Source organism: Flexivirga oryzae (genome assembly GCF_014190805.1).
GTDB lineage: Bacteria > Actinomycetota > Actinomycetes > Actinomycetales > Dermatophilaceae > Flexivirga > Flexivirga oryzae.
On sequence record NZ_JACHVQ010000002.1, the window covers coordinates 50,587 to 70,704 of the forward strand.

The 20,118-nt window shown below is 69.6% G+C and carries 16 protein-coding genes and 1 riboswitch; of the genes, 7 read left to right on the forward strand and 9 right to left on the reverse strand.

Going from position 1 to position 20,118, the window contains the following annotated elements; genetic code table 11:
* Positions 1 to 77: 77 nt before the first annotated feature.
* Entirely contained in the window at positions 78 to 596 is a 519-nt protein-coding gene (locus FHU39_RS13265; protein ID WP_183321100.1) for a hypothetical protein, read from the forward strand.
* 12 nt (positions 597 to 608) lie between these two features.
* On the opposite strand, the gene FHU39_RS13270 is transcribed toward FHU39_RS13265, so the two are convergent.
* The 6 genes from FHU39_RS13270 to pdxH all read right to left on the reverse strand — a co-directional run bounded on the left by FHU39_RS13270 (position 609) and on the right by pdxH (position 5,263).
* Entirely contained in the window at positions 609 to 875 is a 267-nt protein-coding gene (locus tag FHU39_RS13270; protein WP_183321101.1) for a DUF6295 family protein, read from the reverse strand.
* Positions 876 to 879: 4 nt separating this feature from the next.
* Positions 880 to 1,623: a dienelactone hydrolase family protein gene (locus tag FHU39_RS13275; protein ID WP_183321102.1), complete on the reverse strand. Its 744-nt coding sequence runs from the start codon at positions 1,621 to 1,623 to the stop codon at positions 880 to 882.
* Between the two features lie 45 nt (positions 1,624 to 1,668).
* Positions 1,669 to 2,112 (reverse strand): DUF6918 family protein, encoded by a 444-nt coding sequence (locus tag FHU39_RS13280; protein ID WP_183321103.1) that lies wholly within the window; start codon positions 2,110 to 2,112, stop codon positions 1,669 to 1,671.
* Positions 2,113 to 2,203: 91 nt separating this feature from the next.
* Complete coding sequence (locus FHU39_RS13285; RefSeq protein ID WP_183321104.1) at positions 2,204 to 3,019, reverse strand: NlpC/P60 family protein; 816 nt, start codon at positions 3,017 to 3,019, stop codon at positions 2,204 to 2,206.
* Positions 3,020 to 3,214: riboswitch (cyclic di-AMP (ydaO/yuaA leader) on the reverse strand.
* A 122-nt stretch (positions 3,215 to 3,336) separates the two neighbouring features.
* A complete protein-coding gene (locus tag FHU39_RS13290; RefSeq protein ID WP_183321105.1) occupies positions 3,337 to 4,026 on the reverse strand; it encodes an iron-dependent transcriptional repressor DtxR in 690 nt (229 codons plus the stop codon).
* Positions 4,027 to 4,582: 556 nt separating this feature from the next.
* Complete coding sequence (gene pdxH, locus FHU39_RS13295; RefSeq protein WP_183321106.1) at positions 4,583 to 5,263, reverse strand: pyridoxamine 5'-phosphate oxidase; 681 nt, start codon at positions 5,261 to 5,263, stop codon at positions 4,583 to 4,585.
* A gap of 24 nt (positions 5,264 to 5,287) precedes the next feature.
* Here pdxH and serC point away from each other — a divergent pair, with 24 nt between their 5' ends.
* Complete coding sequence (gene serC / locus FHU39_RS13300) at positions 5,288 to 6,409, forward strand: phosphoserine transaminase (RefSeq protein ID WP_183321107.1); 1,122 nt, start codon at positions 5,288 to 5,290, stop codon at positions 6,407 to 6,409.
* 278 nt (positions 6,410 to 6,687) lie between these two features.
* Positions 6,688 to 9,258 carry an aminopeptidase N gene (pepN, locus tag FHU39_RS13305; RefSeq protein ID WP_183321108.1) on the forward strand — a complete coding sequence of 857 codons (2,571 nt, stop codon included), beginning with the start codon at positions 6,688 to 6,690 and terminating at the stop codon, positions 9,256 to 9,258.
* A gap of 180 nt (positions 9,259 to 9,438) precedes the next feature.
* Here pepN and FHU39_RS13310 read toward each other — a convergent pair whose 3' ends face one another.
* Both FHU39_RS13310 and FHU39_RS13315 read right to left on the reverse strand, forming a co-directional pair.
* Entirely contained in the window at positions 9,439 to 10,734 is a 1,296-nt protein-coding gene (locus tag FHU39_RS13310) for an MFS transporter (protein ID WP_183321109.1), read from the reverse strand.
* The gene (locus tag FHU39_RS13315; protein WP_343065888.1) at positions 10,731 to 11,156 is read right to left on the reverse strand and encodes a MarR family transcriptional regulator; all 426 of its coding nucleotides are present in this window, start codon (positions 11,154 to 11,156) and stop codon (positions 10,731 to 10,733) included. Before FHU39_RS13315 ends, FHU39_RS13310 begins: the two co-directional genes overlap by 4 nt.
* Positions 11,157 to 11,289: 133 nt before the next feature.
* On the opposite strand from FHU39_RS13315, the gene FHU39_RS13320 reads away from it, so the two are divergent.
* The 3 genes from FHU39_RS13320 (at position 11,290) to FHU39_RS13330 (ending at position 15,184) form a co-directional block, all read left to right on the forward strand.
* Entirely contained in the window at positions 11,290 to 11,988 is a 699-nt protein-coding gene (locus tag FHU39_RS13320; RefSeq protein ID WP_183321110.1) for a response regulator transcription factor, read from the forward strand.
* Positions 11,985 to 13,541, forward strand: coding sequence for a sensor histidine kinase (locus tag FHU39_RS13325; protein ID WP_343065889.1), 1,557 nt, complete (start codon positions 11,985 to 11,987; stop codon positions 13,539 to 13,541). Before FHU39_RS13320 ends, FHU39_RS13325 begins: the two co-directional genes overlap by 4 nt.
* 74 nt (positions 13,542 to 13,615) lie before the next feature.
* Positions 13,616 to 15,184, forward strand: a complete 1,569-nt coding sequence (locus FHU39_RS13330) for a trypsin-like peptidase domain-containing protein (RefSeq protein WP_183321111.1) — start codon at positions 13,616 to 13,618, stop codon at positions 15,182 to 15,184.
* 469 nt (positions 15,185 to 15,653) lie between these two features.
* Here FHU39_RS13330 and FHU39_RS13335 read toward each other — a convergent pair whose 3' ends face one another.
* Positions 15,654 to 17,012 carry an FAD-binding oxidoreductase gene (locus FHU39_RS13335; protein WP_183321112.1) on the reverse strand — a complete coding sequence of 453 codons (1,359 nt, stop codon included), beginning with the start codon at positions 17,010 to 17,012 and terminating at the stop codon, positions 15,654 to 15,656.
* A gap of 154 nt (positions 17,013 to 17,166) precedes the next feature.
* Between FHU39_RS13335 and FHU39_RS13340 the strand changes: the two genes are divergently transcribed.
* Positions 17,167 to 20,082: a helix-turn-helix transcriptional regulator gene (locus tag FHU39_RS13340; protein ID WP_183321113.1), complete on the forward strand. Its 2,916-nt coding sequence runs from the start codon at positions 17,167 to 17,169 to the stop codon at positions 20,080 to 20,082.
* Positions 20,083 to 20,118 lie beyond the last annotated feature (36 nt).

A 20,118-nucleotide genomic window follows, 5' to 3' on the forward strand; every position in this document is an offset into this window, starting at 1 on the left:
GCAGCATGCCGCATCTGTGCCCCACACACCGGGCTTCGTGCCCCGGTCCGGCGCGTCCTTGCTCGTAGCATGGGCTCATGTCGACGAGTGGGGACGACGAGCAACGGTCCGCCAACGACGCGTTCATGGATTCGTGGGCGAACGACGACGGCGGCGGCGGTTACGCCGAGGAGTCACATCGCGGTGCCGCGCCGGGCCTGCTCCCCGGCGCGCTCCTGGGCGCCGGCATCGCCGCGCTGTGCGCGGTCGGCATCTACCTGCTCGCCGGCGGCGGAGGTGACGGCAGCGCCGGCGCCGGCCCCGAGACCATCACCTACACGCAGGCCGGACCGACCCAGACCGTCACCCAGCAGTCCACCGACGATCCCGTGGACGACAGCACTGTCACCAGCACCGTGACGGTGACGGCGCCGGCGCAGACCGTGACCGTCAAGGTGATCCAGCCCGGACAGAACACGACCGTCACCGAGACCACCACTGCGACCGCCACCACCACGACGACGGCCTCGGCTCAGCCGACCACCGTCACCGAGACCACCACGGTGACCTCGACCGCGGTCCTCGGTCCGCCGACGCGCACGACCGGAGAGGGGTGAGCGCGCGGCCGATCAGGCCTTCAGTTCGTCGGGCGCCGCGTCCAGCGCCTGCTGGATCGCGTCGATGATGCGCTGCGCCGACGCGGCCGTCAGCTCCAGCGCGATGCGCTGCCCCGGCCCCTCACTCGGGTCGGTCAGGTCGAGGTTGAGGGTGTGCTCGGCCATGGCGTGCACCGGGTGGTCGAAGTACGCCGCCGCGTCGGTGACCCGGAACCACTTGCCTCCCGGAGCCTTCGCGCTGCCGTCGATGTCCGTCTTCACGGTGATGTAGGTGCACACGGTGTCACGCCCCCAGGTGCTCGCCGTAGAAGGCCTCGATGCGTTCCCACCCGTCGCCCGCGGCCGCGACGTTGTATGACGGTCGGTCCACGGCGAAGAACGCGTGACCGGCATCGTCATACGAGAAGAACTGGTGTTCCTTGTGATTCGCGGTCAGGATCTCGTCGAGCTCGGCGACGTGCTCCGGGCTCGGGAACTTGTCCTGCTTGCCGAACAGCCCGAGCAGCGGGGCGCGCAGCTGCGGCAGCAACGGCACCAGGTTGGTGATGGCGACCGGGTAGCTTTCCGGCGGGGTCCCGGTCACGAAGGCGCCGTAGCAGTCCACCGCCGCATCCAGGTCGACATGGCACGCTGCGAGCACGGAATGGCGGCCGCCCGAGCAGTACCCGATGCTGCCGACCTTGCCGTTCGAGTGCGGCAGCGCCCGCAGGTACGCGGTCGCCGCGGCCGCGTCGCCGACCAGGCGGTCGTCCGGTACCCCTCCCGCGGCGCGCACGGTGGCCGCCGCGTCGGACGGCTCGGCGCCCGGCGCCTCGCGGTAGTAGAGGTTGGGGCAGATGGCGTCATACCCCAACTCCGCGAAGCGGCGGACGATCTCCTTGGTGGCCCGGTCGTACCCGGGCATGTGGTGTATGACGACCACACCGCCCCGCGACTGCTCCCCGTCCGGGGTGGCGAGGTAGGCCTCGACCTCCGCCCCGTCCTCGCCGGTCAGAAAAACGGTGGTCGCGCTCAGCGAATCAGACATGGCGCTGGTCTATCAGAACTTCATGGGCGCCGACCCGGCAAGCGGTCAGGATGCGTGCTGCTGGACGACCTTGCCCAGGCGGGGCAGCGCGTGCTCGACGTGCCCCTTGGCCTTGCCGCGCAGCCCGTTGTAGGCGCGTCGCAGCGGCTCGCGCTGGGTGGCCGCCGCGCGAGCATCGGTCACCGCGAGCAACGCGTCGGCCGCCTCGTCGCCACGGCCCGCCAGGTAGGTGCCGAAATCCTCGGCCCGGTCGGCACCGAAGTCGTCCCAGAACGGCTGCAGGGCGGTCGCGAAGTCCGGCAGCATCCGATCCGTCGCGCTGGCCGCGATCGTCGGGCTCACCTTGCGGACGGCGGCATACGCGCCCTTGACGGTGACCCCGCCGATGCCCTTCTTGTCCTTCACCTCGGCGTCGATGACCGACACCAGGTCGGCGACGACGGACGGGCGACGATCCGCCGCGAGCAGGGTCTCGGACAACGACGACATGACGATCCTGACTTCGAAGGGCTGTGGACGGGCGAACCCGCCGCGCCGATGCGGCGCGACGGGCTCGAAGTGTATGACCGGACCGGGCGGCTCAGATCCGGCCGTAGCCGGACACACCGCTGTAGATGGCGCGGATGCCGACCGTGCCACCCGGGTGGTTGGCGTCGATCATCATGCCGTTGCCGACGTAGATGGCCACGTGGTAGGCGTAGCTGCCGCTGCCGAAGAAGATCAGGTCTCCCGGCTGCGGGCTGCTGACCCGGACCGCGGCGTTCATCTGTGCGGTCGCGGTGCGCGGGATGGACTTGCCGGCGAGCCCGTAGACGTAGGAGGTGAAGCCGGAGCAGTCGAAACCTGCCGGGCTGGAGCCGCCGTAGACGTACGGGGAGCCGATGAAGCGCTCGGCGATCGAGACGATGCCGCTGGACGACGCCGGCACGGTCGGAGCCGGAGTGGTCGTCGGCGGCGTCGCCTTGGGCTCGGTCGGCTGCGTGGACTGAGTCGGCTGCGTCGGCTGGCTCTGCGTGGTGGCCGGCCGGGTGGTCGAACGCGACACCGACGAGACTGCCGGGCGGACGACCTTCTTCGGCACGACGTACGTCTTCGCCTCGACCGCACTGGCGAGCTGAGGCTCGGCGGAGACGGTGCCCAGCTGCTCCTGCGCCTGGGTCGCCTTGAGGGGGTGGGCGAGGACCCGGGCACGAGCGGCCTGGGTGGCGATGCCGACCGTGCTCGCGCCGGAGATCGAGGCGACGCCGGTGGCGGCGTCCGCGGCTTGTGGCGCGGCGATCGAGGCGACCAGGCCACCGGCAACGGCGACGGTCGCGGACACACGGGCGGTCGAGTTGAAGGTGGTCGACAACTTGTTCGGGGCGCGGTGGCGCCCGCGGGGACCAAGAATGGACACGAAAAACCTCTCCGTCGCCTACGAGGTCAGCTGTCGGGCTCGGGCCGAAGATGCCCGGTCTCGGTGCAGCAATCCCCGCGGTGCTGCAGCCTCGACTTCGCCCCAAGGACGACTTGCGTCGCCCAATGTGGGTCCCCCGCTCCTGCCAGGCGGTTGCTCACCCGGGCGACTGGCAGGACTAGGCGTTGCCTTCCGGGAGCTCACCCGTGTGGCGAGCCGGAGGTAACGCTACACAATGATCACGGTCATGTCACAGCGAGGTCACGAATTACTGCACAGTCTCCGCAAATTTCGCGGAACGGCCCGGTTTCGCCCGATCAGCTGATGTCGACGAAGACGTGCATGGCAACGTCGCGCGGCAGGGACACCGCGTCGCTTCCGTCGGCCTGCACGAGCACCCGGTCGCCCTCGACATGGGCCTCGACCGTCGCGTTGGGGGTGATGCCGCCCGAGGTGAGCACGCTGATCGCGTCCTGGTCCGCCTGCGCCGGCTCGCCGACCCGACGCACGATGTGCTTGGTGGGCTCCTCGGTGATGGCCTCGGTGAGCGGCTGGACGCCGTCGCGGAAGTGCAGCCGGGTCTCCTCCTCGCCCAGCTCCTCCAGACCCGGGATCGGGTTGCCGTAGGGCGAGATGTGCCGCTCGTCGAGCATGGCCAGGATCTTGCGCTCGACCCGTTCGCTCATCACGTGCTCCCACCGGCACGCCTCGTCGTGGGCGAACTCCAACTCGACGCCGATCACGTCGACGAGCAGTCGCTCCGCCAACCGGTGCTTACGCATCACCCGCACCGCCAGCAGACGCCCGCGCTCGGTGAGCTCCAGGTGCCGGTCACCGGCCAGGGTGAGCAGGCCGTCACGCTCCATCCGCGCGACCGTCTGCGACACCGTCGGTCCGGAATGGCCGAGCCGCTCGGCGATACGCGCGCGCAACGGAAGGATCCCCTCCTCCTCCAGGTCGAAGATGGTGCGGAGATACATCTCGGTGGTGTCGATCAGGTCGCTCACAGTGACAGCCTGCCACTAAGCGCCGACAGGTTCCATTTCGACCAATTTTCCCGGATTGTTTCGGGAATCCCTGCCGGTAGCGCTACGTTCTTCTCCATGGAGGCCGAGGGGCTCCTCCCCCCTGACCCTCGGCTTCCCGAACCGCCCGCTCTGCGGACGGGGTGAGCACGCTGTTCGCAGCAGTGCTCGGGCGGCTGGCGCACCTCCCCTGGGCGCCAGCCGCTCTTCCATCTCCGGCTCCGGTGACGTGGGCCGCATCTCGTCCGGATTAATCCATTGCCTTCCTCCGGCCACCGGATTTAGCGTGGACGCACACGAGAAAGGAGGTGGTCCAAGAGTGAATTCTCAAAGGACGCGTGAGGTGGTTGCGAGCTAGCTCGGACCTTCGTACAACGTCGCCGGCCACCTCCCAAAGTGGACCGACGAAGCGGACGTTCAGGTAGCTACTCCAACGCAGCCACCGCAGCCCGTGGGTGGCGCGATCTCGTCCATCGCGCCCACCGGTTCCGACCGGTTGCCCACGGGCTGTCTCATGCCTCTTTGCGGATCGAGTGCTCTACGGCTGCCGGCGCTCGACCTGCCAGCTGGCCTCGTCGGCGAGGTCGCCGGCACCGGTGCGGACGAAGACGAGCCGGTCGTGCAGCCGGCTGCTGCGGCCGGCCCAGAACTCCACCTCGTCGCAGCGGACGACATACCCGCCCCAGAAGTCCGGCAACGGGACGTCGTCGGGGCTGCCGGTGTCCGGCCACTTCGCCTCGTATGACGCCACCGCCGCCTCCAGTTGCGCCCTGCTCGCGGCGGTTTCCGACTGGTGCGACGCCCAGGCACCGATGCGCGACCCGTAGGGCCGGCTGCGGAAGTATCCGGTGGAGCGCTCGACCGGCATCTTGTGCGCGACACCCACGAACCGGATCGCGCGAAACATCGGCGGCCAGGTCAGCGCCGCCGCGATGTTCGGGTTGTCGTCCAGATCGCGACCCTTGCGGCTGGCGTAGTTGGTGTAGAAGCCGGGCCCGTCCGCACCGAGATGGCGCATCAGCACGGTCCGCACGTGCGGCTGACCGGCCGCGTCCACAGTGGCGACGGAGATCGCATCCGGTTCCGGCACATCACCTTTCGCGGCCTGCCGGTCCACGGCGTCCTGCACCCACCGCTCGATCAGTGGCAGCGGCGCGCCCGGCAGATCGTGCTCGTCCAGGCCCTCGCCGGCATAGTCCCAACGTTCGATCGGCTGCATACCCCTGACGCTACCGCTGGCAAAATGGGCACCGTGACCGACCAGCTCACCATCCCCGACTCACTCAAACCCGCCGACGGCCGCTTCGGCTCCGGCCCGAGCAAGATCCGCCCCGAACAACTCGACACCCTGCTGTCGCAGGGCCGCACCGTCCTCGGCACCTCACACCGCCAGGCCCCGGTCAAGGACCTGGTCGGGGCAGTGCGTGACGACCTGGCGCAACTGCTCGGCGCGCCGGACGGCTACGAGGTCGTCGTCGGCATGGGAGGCACCAACCTCTTCTGGGATGCCGCGTCGTTCGGGCTGATTCGCGAACGTGGCGCGTTCGCGGTGTGCGGAGAGTTCAGCGCCAAGTTCGCGACCGTCGCGCGCAAGGCTCCGTTCCTCAGCGACCCCCTCGTTGCCGAGGCGCCGACCGGGACGTCGGTGCAACTGAGCCTCGCGCAGGGCGCCGACGTCTACTGCTGGGCTCACAACGAGACGTCGACCGGCGTGCTCACCCCGGTCCACCGGGTGGTCGACGCGGACGACGCGTTGATGCTCGTCGACGCCACCTCGGTGGCCGGCGCGGCGCCGGTCGACCTCGCCGAGACCGACGTCTACTACTTCGCGCCGCAGAAGGTCTTCGCGTCCGACGGTGGCCTGTGGTTCGCCGCCATGTCGCCCGCCGCCCTGGAGCGCATCGCCGAGCTGAGCGCACAGCGCTGGACTCCCGCGATCCTGGATCTGCAGGTGTGTGTGGACAATTCGCGACTCAACCAGACCTACAACACCCCCGCTGTGGCGACCTTCGCACTGATGGCGGCACAGCTGGAGTGGATGCTCGGCAACGGCGGTCTCGCGTGGACCGCGGAGCGCAGCGCCACCTCGAGCGGGATCCTTTACGACTGGGCCGAGCGCACGGCATACACCTCGCCCTTCGTTGCCGACCCGGCCGACCGCTCCCCCGTCGTCGGCACGATCGACTTCGACGGGGTCGATGCCGCTGTCGTCGCAAAGACGTTGCGCGCCAACGGGATCGTCGACACCGAGCCCTACCGCAAACTGGGCCGCAACCAGCTACGCATCGGCATGTACCCCGCCGTCGACCCCGACGACGTCACCGCCCTCACGGCCTGCATCGACTACGTCGTCGAGCACCTCTGACGCCCAGGACCAATCCCACCCATCCCACCACGCACCGCCTCCCCACCGACCACGCACCGCCTCCCCATCACCCCAAGCGCCGAGAGGCTCAGTAAGCGCCGAGCGGCCCAGTAAATCGGGGTCGGTCGGGGCCGAACAAGTGAGCCTGTCGAGCACAACTGAGCCTCTCGGCGCTTGGGGTGGGCGTGTGGGGTGGTGAGCGGGTGGGGCTTGGTGGCGGGACGCGGCGGGCGGCCCCGGCGTCGGTCGCGGTGTCCACCATCAGAGACGATGACGGGATGAGTGCCCCCGATCTGAACCTCACCCGTGACGAGTGCGCAGTCCGCAGCGGTCGGATCACCGTCGACACCCATCGCGTCGACCTCGACCTGCGCGACCTGGACCGGGCCGAGGTGCAGACGTTCGCCTCCCGGTCGACGATCCGCTTCACCAGCACCCACGAGTCGACCTGGCTGGATCTCGTCGCCGACGAGGTCACCTCGCTCACCGTCAACGGCACCAGCACGGACGCCGGGTATGACGGAGCGCGCGTGAGCGTGGGCGGTCTGCGCACCGGCGGCGACGTCAACGAGGTCGTCGTCGAGGCACGCTGTCAGTACAGCCACACCGGCGAGGGAATGCACCGCTTCACCGACCCCGTGGACGAAAAGACCTACGCCTACACACATTTCGAGCCCACTGATGCACGACGCGCGTTCGCGTGCTTCGAGCAGCCCGACCTGAAGGCACGCTTCACGTTCTCGGTCACCGCGCCGGCCGACTGCCGGATCTTCGGCAACCAGCCCGCGGTCGAGCAGGTGTCGCAGGACGGCACATCAACCGTCACCTTCGCGCCGACGCCACCGTTGTCGTCATACCTCACCGCCGTCGCCGCGGGCCCCTTCCACCACGTGACGGATGTATGGCGCGCCGATCGCGCGGACGGCAGCACGCTCGAGGTGCCACTCGGCGCGATCTGCCGCGCGTCGATGGCGGCGCACCTGGACGCCGACGACATCTTCCGGATCACCAAACAGGGCCTGTCGTTCTTCGACGAGGCCTTCCGATTCCCTTACCCCTGGGGCAAATACGACCAGATCTTCCTGCCCGAGTACAACCTCGGCGCCATGGAGCACCCCGGGCTCGTGACCTTCAGCGAGGCCGCCTACCTCTTCCGCGGCACACCCAGTGAGGCGCAGCGCGAGGCCCGGGCAGAGGTGATCATGCACGAGATGGCGCACATGTGGTTCGGTGACCTCGCCACGCCACGCTGGTGGGACGACACCTGGCTGAAGGAGTCGTTCGCCGACCTGATGGGCTACCTGGCCGGCGCCGAGGCGGCCGGCTTCCCCGGGTCATGGGTGACCTTCGCCCTGAACCGCAAGCAGTGGGCGTACACCCAGGACCAACTGCCGACGACCCATCCGATCGTCGCCGACATCCCCGACCTGGAGGCGGCGCGCCAGAACTTCGACGGCATCACCTACGCCAAGGGCGCGTCGGTGCTCAAGCAGCTGATGGCCTATGCCGGACGGGACGAGTTCTTCCGCGCCGCCCAGCTCTACTTCCAGCGGCACGCCTTCGGGTCGACCGGCCTGCAGGATCTCATCGACGCGCTTCAGGAGAGCAGCGACTCCGACCTGGCGAGCTGGGTGCCGACCTGGCTGGAGACCACCGGTGCGTCGGTCATCGGGGTGGAACGTGATGGCGAACAGCTTTACCTGACAACGGATTCCCGCGATGTCGTGGCCGGTCAGCAGGTCGACCGCAAGCACCGGGTCGTGGTGTCCACGTTCGCGCTCGGCGACGACGGCCTCGAACGCAGCGCCCGGGTGGACGTCACGATCGACGCGCCGCGGGTCGCCGTGCCGCTCCAGGCCGGCACGCAGGTCGACGCGGTCGTCGCCAACGACGACGATCTCAGCTACGCACTGCTGCGACTGGACGACCGGTCGGTCGAGACACTGCTCGGCAACCTGTCGTCGGTGCAGCCGACCCTGACGCGGGCCGTCGTCTGGTCGGCGCTGTGGAACGCCGTCCGCGATGCGCAGCTGTCCGCGACCACCTACCTGGAGGCCGCCGCCCGCAACGCCGCGACCGAGTCCGACGCCGGACTGCTGGCGATGCTGCTCGGGCAGGCACACGCAGCGATCACCGACTACCTTCCGCCGGCCGAACGCCCCGCCGCCGCAACGAAACTCGTGCGCTGCATCGACGAGGGGCTGTCGGCCGCCCCGGCAGGTTCGGACCTGCAGCGGGCCTGGGCGCACGCCCTCGCCGGCACCGCGGGTCTCTCCCCGGCCGGGGAGGCGCCGGTGCGTCATACCCTCGACGGCCGGGTCGACGGCCTCGAGCTCACGCCGTCACTGCGCTGGGGGCTGCTGGCGGCCCTGGCCGAGCTCGGCGCCGTGGACGAGGCGCGTCTGCGGGACGAGTACACCGCGGACCCCACGATGAGTGGTGCGGTCGCCAGGGACCGCGCGCTGGCGTCACTGCCGGGCGTGACGACCAAACAGCGGGTATGGCGCGAGCTCACCACCGACACGACGCTGACCAACGACCGGCAGCGTGCCCTGCTCGCCGGCTTCGCGACCGGACCCGACCAGGACGTGGCCGAGTTCGCCGGGCCCTACTTCGAGCAGGTCACCGGATGGTGGCGCGAGCAGACCATGGCGATGGCGGCGCGCGTGGCGGCCGGCCTGTTCCCGAGGACCAGTGTGGACGACGGTGTCACGGACAACCCGGTCGTCGCGGCCGCGGAGCGGTGGCTCGCCATACATCAGGACGCGCCGCGTGCCCTGCGCCGCATCGTCATCGAGCAGTCGGACCACACCCGACGCCGCCTCACCGCCCAGCATGCGTCCGCCTGACGCACCCCCACGACCGAGGGGAGTACAACCTGACCGACAGGAGTACGAATTCGGGACAAACGTGTACTCCCCTCGGTCGATACGTACTCCGGTCGATCTATAGGAGCGCGCCGAGGATCGCCACGCCGACGAGGGCGACGAGGGCGACGACGACCACCAGCCGCTGGGTGCGGGGGGACATCATGCGGCGCGCTGACTGACGAGGTCGTCGCCGGTGCCGTCGCGGTGGCGCACCTCGAAGTGCGGGATGGGCCGCCCCTCCAGGCGGACCCGCAGGTCGTCACGTCGCATCAGGTAGGCCATGGTGGCAACCACAGTAGCCGCGCTCGCGACACTGCCGACCAGGATGGTCCAGCGCGCGCCGAACTCCGACCCGATCCAGCCGATCACCGGGGCGCCGACCGGCGTGCCGCCCATGAAGATCGCCATGTAGAGCGCCATCACCCGGCCCCGCATGACCGGTGTGACGCTCAGCTGCACCGCGGAGTTGGCGGTGTTGAGCGTGGTGATCGCGCACAGCCCGGTGGGGATCAGGAAGACCGCGAACAGCAGGTATGTCGGGGCGAGTGCCGCGATGGCGGAGAAGACCGTGAAACCGGCGAGCGACCCGAGCACGATCCGCAGGCGGGGTGCCGGACGCCGCGCGGCCATCAACGCCCCGACCAGGGAACCGATCGCCATGATCGAGCCGAGCAGACCGTATTCGGCTGCGCCCTGGTGGAAGACCGTGGTGGCCATCAACGCGATGGTGATCTGGAAGTTCATGCCGAACGTGCCGAGCATGAAGACCATGAACATGATCAGCAGGATGTCCGGCCGGTGCTTGACGTAGGCCAGCCCCTCCCGGACCTTGCCCTTGCCACGCACCTGGGGTGACGGCATCAGGTCCGCCGGGTGCATCGCCTTCAGCGCGATCAGCACCGCGATGAACGAGAACGTGTTGAACACCAGCGTCTGGCCGGTGCCGATCAGACCGATGCAGAGGCCGGCGACACCGGGTCCGATCAGTCGTGCCGCGTTGAACGACGTGGAGTTCAGTCCCACGGCGTTGGTCAGCAGCTCCGGCCCGACCATCTCGGAGACGAAGGCCTGTCGGCCGGGGTTGTCCAGGGCGGTCGCGACTCCTTGCAGCAGCGCGAGCGCGTAGACGTGCCAGAGCTGTACGACGTCGGCGAGCACGAGCGCCGCGAGCAGCGCGGCGGTGACGGCGAGGGTGGTCTGGGTACCGAAGAGCACCCGGCGCTTCGGGAAGCGGTCGGTGAGGGCACCGGCGAACGGCGCCAGCAGCACGACGGGCGCGAACTGCAGGGCGGTGACGATGCCCAGCGCCGTCGAGTCGTGGTGGGTGAGTTCGGTGAGGACCAGCCAGTCCTGGGCGGTGCGGCCCATCCAGGTGCCGATGTTCGAGACGAGGGCGCCGGCGAAGTAGACGCGGTAGTTGTAGACGGACAGGGACGCGAAGGTCCGGCTCTTCATGTGTTGGACACCACCCGCTCCAGGATGTCCGCCGCCTGCCGCAGCACTTCACACTCCTCATCCGAGATGTCACGCATCCGCGCGTGCACCCACTCATCACGTGATCGCCGAATGCCGGCGAGCTTCTTGCGCCCCTCCGGGGTCAGCTGCAGGCGAACCTGGCGGCCGTCGTCGGGGTCGGCATCCCGTCGTACGAACCCCTGCTCGACCAGTGCGTTGACGGTGCGCGTCATCGACGGCGCGCTCACGCACTCGATCTCGGCCAGCTCGCGGGGGGTGCGGATCTGCTGGTCCAGCTTGCTGAGCACCGACACCTGGTGCGGTGGCAACACTCCCCCGCCGGAGAAGCGCACCCTCCTGCTGATCCGCATGCAGACCGAGCGCAGATCGACCGCAAGTCGTCGTCGTTCTGCCGCATTCACGATAGTTAGCTTAGCTCATTAGCGAAGCTAAGTACATTCGAAAAGAATGCCGCTACGCACCCCCAGAAACGCCTCCAGGCAATATCATCGGACTTTCAGGAGATTCCCAGCATCGGAGGTAAGAGTGGCTGACATGAACTCTCCGGAAGCACGCCTCCTCGTTGTCGAGGACGAGACCAACATCCGCGAATTGCTCGCAACCAGCCTGAAATTCGCCGGTTTCGAGGTTCACACCGCAGCAAACGGCAACGAGGCGATCACGGTCGCGGGTGAGCATCCGCTCGACCTGGCCGTGCTCGACGTCATGTTGCCGGACATGGACGGGTTCACCGTCACCCGCAAGCTCCGTGGCAACGGCATCGACCTGCCGATCGTGTTCCTCACCGCCCGCGACGCGGTCGAGGACAAGGTCAAGGGACTGACCGTGGGTGGTGACGACTACGTGACCAAGCCGTTCAGCCTGGAGGAGGTCGTCGCCCGCATCCGCGCGGTGCTGCGCCGCACCCACGTCGACGACGACTCGCGCTCGACCGTGCAGGTCGCCGACCTCGAACTCGACGAGGACTCCCACGAGGTGCGCCGCGCCGGTCAGCTGATCGAGGTGTCCCCCACCGAGTTCAAACTGTTGCGTTACCTGATGCTCAACCAGGGCCGGGTGCTGTCCAAGGCCCAGATCCTCGACCACGTCTGGGACTACGACTTCCGTGGCGAGGCGGGCATCGTCGAGAGCTACATCTCCTACCTGCGGCGCAAGATCGACGTCGGTGACGTCGCGCCGCTGATCCACACCAAGCGCGGCGTCGGTTACGTGCTGCGCGCACCGCGCGAGTGACGGCCACGGACGACACCTCTTTACAGCGTCGGGTCCGGCACGAACTGTCGGCCATGCCGCTCCGGCTGCGGCTGACCGTGCTGCTGATGGTGCTGCTCGCAGTCGCCATGCTCGCGACCGGCACCGCCGTCACCACCCAGGTCCGCAGCTTCATGACGGGCCGCCAGGACGCCGAGTTGCGTGCTGCCAGTGCGCATCTGGTCGACGGTGCGGTCGCCAACGAGGCGACCGAGCAGCGGGCGTTCGCCTACGTGCCGACCAATACCTACGCGATCGAGTTGCTGACGATCGACGGCCAGGAACGCAGCCTGATGACCGACCCGGGCAACTCCTCCTCCGGCGGCAACCTGCCCGCCATACCCAGCCTGACCCGCAACGACCCACGGGTGAAGAGCGGGAAGGTCTTCAGCGTCGGCTCCCAGAGCGGTGACACCACCTGGCACGTGGTCGCCGGCACGGTCACCGACGAGGGCGTCACCTACGTCTACGCCGTCGCGGTGTCGATGGACCACACGGACGAGGTGATCGAGCACCTCGAACTCGTCATGGTCCTCGTCGGGCTGGTGGCCCTGCTGGCCTGTGCGGCGCTGGGCTGGTTCGCCGTCCGCCGTGCACTGCTCCCGCTGCGCCAGATCGAGGACACTGCCAAGAAGATCGCCGGTGGCGACCTCACCCAACGTGTCCCCTCACCGAGTGCGCCGGACGAGGTCGGCAGCCTCAGCAAGTCGCTCAACGTCATGTTGGCCCGCATCGAGGACTCGTTCGCCGTGCGTCGTGCCTCCGAGGAGCGGATGCGGCGGTTCGTCGCCGACGCATCGCACGAGTTGCGCACGCCGCTCGCCACCGTGCGGGGGTATGCCGAACTCTTCCGCCAGGGCGCCGTGTCGGAGCCGGCCGACGTGCGCTCGGCGATGCGCCGCATCGAGAGCGAAGCGACCCGGATGGCCGCCATGGTCGACGACCTGCTGCTGCTCACCCGGCTCGAGCGGCGGCACAAGGACAACACCGAGAAGCCGCACACCCCCGTCGATCTCACCGTCCTGGCCGCCGACGCAGTCCAGGACGCGACCGCGATCGACCATGCCCGCGACGTCCGTCTCGTGGGGCTGCACGGCCCGGTCGGCCCCACCGTCGTGCTCGGCGACGACGCCGCGCTGCGCCAGGTCATCACCAACCTGGTCGCCAACGCGATCGGCTACACCCCGGCCGGCACACCGATCGAGGTCGCCGTCGGCGCGACGGATAGCACCGCGGAGCTGCGGGTCGTCGACCACGGGGACGGCATACCTGCCGCGCTGCACGACCGGATCTTCGAGCGCTTCTACCGGGCCGACGAGTCACGCAACAGCGAGCGCGGCGGCAGCGGGCTCGGGCTGGCGATCGTCACCGCGATCGTGGCGAGCCACAAGGGCGAGGTCGAGGTGCAGGACACCCCCGGTGGTGGTGCCACGTTCGTCGCGAAAATACCCTCGATGCACACGGACACCGACGCAGCCGCCGTCGAGCCGGCCGAGGACGAGCCACAGGAGACACACAGGTATGACGAAGCGTGACAACAGCCGCGCGGCGTCGACTGAGAACAACACGACCACCGACGGCGGCAGAATCACCACGAGGGGTATCAACGATGTCGTTTGAGCAGCACCCTGACCAGGACGGCCAGGGTCGCGAGCCACAGGATGCCGAGCAGACCGGGCGCATCTACGGGGCTGACGACCACACCGCGCACCTACCTGCCCACCCACGCCCGCAGGACCCGTTCGGCGCACCACAGCAGCCGCAGGGGCAGCAGTCCGGCGCCCCGCACAACCCCTCCCCGCACTACGGCGCACCCCAACAACCCCAGTACGGCGCTCCGCAGCAGCCCGGGCAGTACGGCACCGAACAGCAGCCGGCGTATGCCGCGGCCGGCGCGCCCGCCGGGCCGTTCGCCCCGCCGACCCAGGCGCAGGGGGGCTCCGGCGGCCCCGGCTACGGCGCCCCGTCATACGTCTCGAACCAGCCGTACAACGGCGGGAACGGCGGGACCCCGACGAAGAGCAAGCGATGGGCCGCGGTGCCGGTGGTCGCGGTGCTCGCCGCGGCACTGGCCAGTGGCGGCACCTACGCGCTGACCAAGGACAACGGCGGATCGTCCGCGGGCGGCGGATCGCACACGACCGTCGTACAGGCCAACTCGGCCGACTTCGGGTCTGGTGGGGTCAACTGGGCATCCGCGGCCAGCAAGGTCAGCCCCAGCGTCGTCTCGATCACGGTGATCGCCGGCAGCTCCGGCGACCAGGGTTCCGGTGTCGTGCTCGACAAGGCGGGCAACATCGTCACCAACAACCACGTCGTGACCGGCGCGGGCGATGACCCGAAGGTCACGGTGACGCTCAGCGACAACCGCACCTACGAGGCGAAGGTCGTCGGCACCGACGTCAGCACCGACCTGGCCGTCGTCAAACTGGTCAAGCCGCCCAGCAACCTTACGCCCGTCGCGTTCGGGGACGACAGCAAGCTCGTGGTCGGCCAGCCGGTGATGGCCGTCGGCAACCCGCTGGGCCTGGCCGGCACGGTGACCACCGGCATCGTGAGCGCCCTCAACCGCCCGGTGACCACTCACCAGGAGAGCGAGGACCAGCAGGACGACCCGTTCGGGCAGCAGGAGCAGTGCGGGGTCAACAACTGTTCGACCACCAACGCGATCCAGACCAGTGCGGCGATCAACCCCGGCAACTCCGGCGGCGCGCTGGTGACCGGCACCGGCAAACTCATCGGGATCAACTCCTCGATCGCCACTCTCGGCCAATCATCAGGTTCTTCCCAGTCGGGCAACATCGGGATCGGGTTTGCTATCCCTGTGACCGTCGTCAAGAGCATCACCTCGCAGCTGATCAAGACCGGGTCGGTGAAGCACCCGCAGATCGGCGTGCAGGTGTCCAATCGGGCCGCGACGGTCAAGCTCGGCGACTCCACCGAACCGGCCGCCAAGATCGTCTCGGTCATCAAGAACTCCCCCGCCGCCAAGGCGGGCGTCAAGGGCGGCGACCTGGTCACCAAGTTCGACGGCCAGCCGCTCGGCACACCCCCGTACGACTCGCTGATCGCCTACGTGCGAGCACACAACGTCGGGGACAAGGTCACGCTGACCATCGTGCGCGATGGGAAGCAACAGAACGTCACGGTCACCCTGGGCGAGGCATCGTCCGGGTAGGCCGCGACGAAGGACCCCCGGGCAACTCTCCCTTCCTCCGTGCCCGGTAGGTCCTGACGGGGTGGATCCGGCTTGTGACGGGGCCGGATCTCGCGAGGGGCGCCTCCGACGGCGTGGGTGAATCGAGCAATCGCTCTTCCCCACCCGCCCGGAGGCGCCCCTTTGTCATGCGCGCGACGGGGGTATGACGACCCCGACGTCGTCATACCCCCGTACGAGGGTCCGGCCCGAAATCGTGCTGCTGGACAGTACCGCGCTGCGGGTCGCCCTCCTTAGCGTGATCGGCACAGGCCCCTTTCCCTCCAACACGATGAGGACTCCCATGGCCATCGCGCACCTGACTCGGGACTTCACCAACGGAAGTGTTTCCTTCTGGCACCGGCAGAACGGCATATCCGCGCCCCGCCCGGCGCTCCAGGGCGACCGGGAGTACGACGTGGCGATCGTCGGGGCCGGGCTGATCCGCTGCTCAGGCCGGGCGGATGTTCTGGTTGCACCGGAAGGTGTTGTCCGGGTCGTACTCTCCCTTGACCGCCGCGAGCCGGTCGTAGTTGGCGCCGTAACTCGCGCGGACCCGGTCCTGTCCCTCGTCCATCATGAAGTTCACGTAGGCGGCGCCGGCCGAGTAGGGGTGGACGGCGTCGTGGTAGTCCTTCGTCCACGTGCTGATCGCGGGTGCGTTGGCCGGGTCGGGGTCGACGCCGACGATCACCTGGGAGAAGTTGACGTCGCGGTGGGCCCAGGCCGTGTCCTGCGTACCCACCCGGTGCACGGCCCCGTCCACCGGGTAGATGTGCATCTGCGACAGGGGCGTGGGTGCCAGCTCGCCGAAGCGGGCGTGCTGGTCGATGGCCGCGTCGGGGATCTCCCGGAACAGGTCGCCGCGCCAGTACCACTGCAGGCCGGTCGGCAACAGTCCGTCGAACATCCCCTGCAAGGCGGGGTATGGCGCCTCGCCGGTGCCGTCCCACGCCGGTGACAGCTCACGCACCGGGGCCAGCGCATCGCCGGCGTCCGCCGGGTCGCCGGTGTAGCACCACACGATCGCGCACGCCTTGTGCAGGTGGAACGGCTCGGGGAAGGGCGCGACCGGCGGCACGGTCATGGTCACGAAGAAGCCGTACAGGTCCTCCGGCGCCGCCGGCAGGAAGTCCCGGTACCAGCGCAGCACGTCGCCGGTCGCGGCGGCAGGCCACGCGGTCGGCCCGCACACGACGGTCGACACCGGGTGCAGCCGCAACGTGAACGAGGTGACGATGCCGAAGTTCCCGCCGCCGCCCCGGATCGCCCAGAACAGGTCGGGGTGCTCGTCCTCGGATGCGGTGACGACGCGCCCGTCGGCCAGCACGACCTCGGCGGACAACAGGTTGTCGATGGTCAGGCCGTACTTGCGGGAGAGGTAGCCGTGCCCGCCGCCCAGGGTCAGGCCGCCGACACCGGTCGATCCGACGACGCCGGCCGGTGTCGCGAGTCCGTGTGCGCCGGTCGCCGCGTCGAGCTCGTGGAGCGTCACACCGCCCTGGGCCCGGGCGATGCGCGCGTCGGCGTCGACGTCGATCGCCGACATCGGCGACAGGTCGATGACCATGCCGTCGTCGACGACGCCGAAACCCGGCCCCGAGTGGCCGCCGCCGCGCACCGCGACGGCGAGGCCATTGCGCCGTGCTTCCGCGAGCGCGTCCTGTATGTCGACGGAGTTGCGGCAGTATGCGATCGCGGCGGGACGCCGGTCGATCATCGCGTTGTAGACCCGGCGTGCGTCGTCGTAGTCGGGGTCGCTCGCCCGCACGACGCCACCGGCAGTTCTGCGGTCCGAGATGGTGGTCATGAGCGCGCTCCTTCGTCGTATGCCGTGCTCCGTCGACATTCAGCGTCGCGCCACCGCACCGGGCGCGTCATGACCTGATCTGGCCCACTTCGGCCGGCGAGCGCATAGTCAGAACTGACCATGTGTGCGTCCACGCCGGCGATAAAATCAGCGGATGGAGTGGCCGGCGATACCACTGCCACGTCGCTTCCAGGTGGCGCGCCGCTCCCGACTGGTCGGCCGGCGTCACGAACTGGCCGAGCTGGAGGGCATCTGGTCACGAGTCGAGGACGGCGACGGTCAGGTCGTGCTGCTCGGCGGCGAACCGGGCGCGGGCAAGACCCGGCTGGCGGTCGAGGTCGCCGGTGCACTGCACGACCACGGCGTCCCGGTGCTGATCGCCGCCGCCGGCAAGGACGCCGGGGTCCCCTACCAGCCGGTGGTCGAACTGCTCGACCACCTCTTCGAGCACGCGCCCTGCTGCGCCACCGAGCGCGGCGAGGTGTGCCCGCTACTGGCCGGCGCGCCATACGACCTGGGGCGGATCTCGGGTCGGGCGGCCCGGCACCACGCGCCCGAGGTGACCCGGACGTCCGGTGACGCCCGCCGCGACCTGTTCGACGCACTGGCGATGCTGCTGCGCCGGCTGGCCGAGGAGCAACCGCTGGCCGTCGTCCTCGACGACCTGCAGTGGGCGACGCAGCCCACGGTCGCGCTGCTGAAGCACGTGGCGGGCTCGACCGTCGACTCCCGGCTGCTGCTGATGGCCACCTTCCGGACCACGGCGCCCGACCGTTCGCCCGAGTTGAGCGAACACCTGGCCGACCTGCACCGGCTGGACGGCGTGCACCGCCTCGACCTCGGCGGCCTGGACACCGCAGCGATCGCCGACTTCGTCAGCGAGCACGCCGGCATCTCCGCGTCGGCCGCCCGGCAACCCGCGTCGATCCTGCGCGACCGCACCGGCGGCAACCCCTTCTACCTGCGCGAGATGTGGACCGACGTGCAGCGGCACGGCGGGGTGGAGTCCCTGCGGGACGGCCGCAGCGTGCCGGCGTCGATCGCCGACACGATCGCCGTCCGGCTGGCGGGAGTGGGGCCCGAGGTGCTCGAAATCGTCCAGCTGGCAGCAGTTCTCGGCGACTCCTTCGACATCGCGACCCTGGTGACCGCCAGCGAGGTCGGCGGCACCCGCAGCGTCGAGGCGGTCGACTCGGCCGTGTCCGCGGGGTTGCTCGAGGCCGTCGACGACCCACCGGCCCGCTACGGGTTCGTCCACTCGCTCACCCGGCAGGTCGTGCTCGACCGGCTGCCCGCCGCCCGCCTGCAACCCCTGCACGCGCAGGCCGCGCACGCGCTCGATCGTGGTCCGGAGACCTCACCCGACCTCTACCCGCGGCTGGCGCACCACTACCTGTGCGCGCATCCGCTCGGCTATCGCGAGCAGGCCTACCGCTACGCGTGCCTCGCGGCCCGGCAGGCCGCGCACAGCTTGGCCTTCGAGGACGCCGCCGGGTGGTTCGAGCGTGCGGCGGCGCTGCCCGAGACCGCGGCCGACGAGGTGGCCGACTCGCTCTTCGGGGCCGCCCAGAACTACCTGCGCGCCAGCGAGTTCGCCCGCGCCAGGGACATCTACGACCGGCTCACCGAGATGCCCGATCCCCTCACCCGGCTCCGCGCGGCGATGGGTTTCGAGGACACCAACTGGCGGCCGGGCCCGATCGACGCCCGCGCCGCTGAACTGCTCGCCACCGCGATCGCCGACTGCGGCCTGCCGGAGGACGACGTGCGGCACGTGCGCGCGACGGCATCGTTGGCGCGGGCGCTGGCGTTCGCCGGGCAACACGACCGGGCCGAGTCGCTGGGTAGTCGGGCCATGGCGATGGCGCGCCGGACCGACGACCGCGCCACGGTGATGCACACCCTGCGTACCGGGCTCTGGCACGATCTGCTGCCCGGTGGCGTCGACCGTCAACTGGACCGGGTCCGGGAGCTGACCGCACTCGCACGCGAAGCCGTCGATCACGAATCCCTCGCCGAGGCAGCGCATTTCGGCGCGCTGGCGAGTTACCTCGCGGGCCGCCCGGTGGAGCTGGAGGGATACATCCGGCAGGAGCGTGCCGCCGCCGCGTCGGGCCGGCAGCCGTTCATGGACTACACCGCGACCTGCATGATGCAGAGCAGAGCGTTCCGCCGTGGCGAGTTCGACGAGGCGGAACGGCTCGCCGACGCCGCCCTGCAGATCGGCGAGTTCGACGCCGAGTCGACCGACGGTCCGCACAGTGTGCAGCTGTTCATGATCCGCCGGGAGACCGGGCGGCTGGACGCGGTGCGTCCGCTGGTGACCGGACAGGAGCAGTTCGCCGGCCGCTGGTTGCCGGGGCTGCTCGCCCTCTACACCGAATTGGGGCTCACCGACGGCATGCGACGCACGTTGCGCACCCTGCTGGCACGGGACGTGGAGTCGTATGTCGCCGACGCGCGCTTCCCGATCGAGCTGGCCTTCCTGGCCGACGCCGCCGCCGATCTGGCCGACGCCGAAGCCATGGACACCCTGCTGCCCTTCCTCACCGCGTACGCGGGCGGGAACATCGCGACCGGCCAGTTCGTGGCGGTGTTCGGCAGCGCCGACCGCTACCTGGCCCGCTTCGCCGAGGCCGGCGGCGACCACGGGGCCGCTGACCGGCTCTTCGCGTCCGCGCTGGCCATGGACCGGCGGATGGGCTCTGCCGTGCACATCGCCGAGACCCTTGCCCGGCACGCCGTCGTACTGCACCGCCGCGGCGACGACCCGGCCCGCGCCGCCCGGCTGGCCGCGGAGGCCCGCTCCCACGCCGAGCCGATCCGGCAGCTGCGGGTGCTGCGCTGGCTGGACGCGATATCGGTGGGTGCCACGCCGGACGGGCTGACCGGCCGCGAACTCGACGTGCTGCGGCTGTTGGCGGCCGGCCTCAGCAACCGGGAGATCGGGGCGCAGTTGTTCATCAGCGCCAACACCGCCGCCAATCACGTGCGCAGCATCCTGCTGAAGACCGGTGCGACCAACCGCACCCAGGCGGCGCGGTACGCCACCGACCACGATCTGGTCTGAGCCGGAGCCGGAGCCGGACGACCGGCGAGTCTGACG

Bases quoted from the DNA above. Each gene is read 5' to 3' on its own strand.
- FHU39_RS13265 (WP_183321100.1), top strand. From the start codon at position 78: ATGTCGACGAGTGGGGACGACGAGCAACGGTCCGCCAACGACGCGTTC.
- FHU39_RS13275 (WP_183321102.1), bottom strand. From the start codon at position 1,623: ATGTCTGATTCGCTGAGCGCGACCACCGTTTTTCTGACCGGCGAGGAC.
- FHU39_RS13280 (WP_183321103.1), bottom strand. From the start codon at position 2,112: ATGTCGTCGTTGTCCGAGACCCTGCTCGCGGCGGATCGTCGCCCGTCC.
- pdxH (WP_183321106.1), bottom strand. From the start codon at position 5,263: ATGCAGCCGATCGAACGTTGGGACTATGCCGGCGAGGGCCTGGACGAG.
- serC (WP_183321107.1), top strand. From the start codon at position 5,288: ATGGGCACCGTGACCGACCAGCTCACCATCCCCGACTCACTCAAACCC.
- pepN (WP_183321108.1), top strand. From the start codon at position 6,688: ATGAGTGCCCCCGATCTGAACCTCACCCGTGACGAGTGCGCAGTCCGC.
- FHU39_RS13310 (WP_183321109.1), bottom strand. From the start codon at position 10,734: ATGAAGAGCCGGACCTTCGCGTCCCTGTCCGTCTACAACTACCGCGTC.
- FHU39_RS13320 (WP_183321110.1), top strand. From the start codon at position 11,290: ATGAACTCTCCGGAAGCACGCCTCCTCGTTGTCGAGGACGAGACCAAC.
- FHU39_RS13330 (WP_183321111.1), top strand. From the start codon at position 13,616: ATGTCGTTTGAGCAGCACCCTGACCAGGACGGCCAGGGTCGCGAGCCA.
- FHU39_RS13335 (WP_183321112.1), bottom strand. From the start codon at position 17,012: ATGACCACCATCTCGGACCGCAGAACTGCCGGTGGCGTCGTGCGGGCG.
- FHU39_RS13340 (WP_183321113.1), top strand. From the start codon at position 17,167: ATGGAGTGGCCGGCGATACCACTGCCACGTCGCTTCCAGGTGGCGCGC.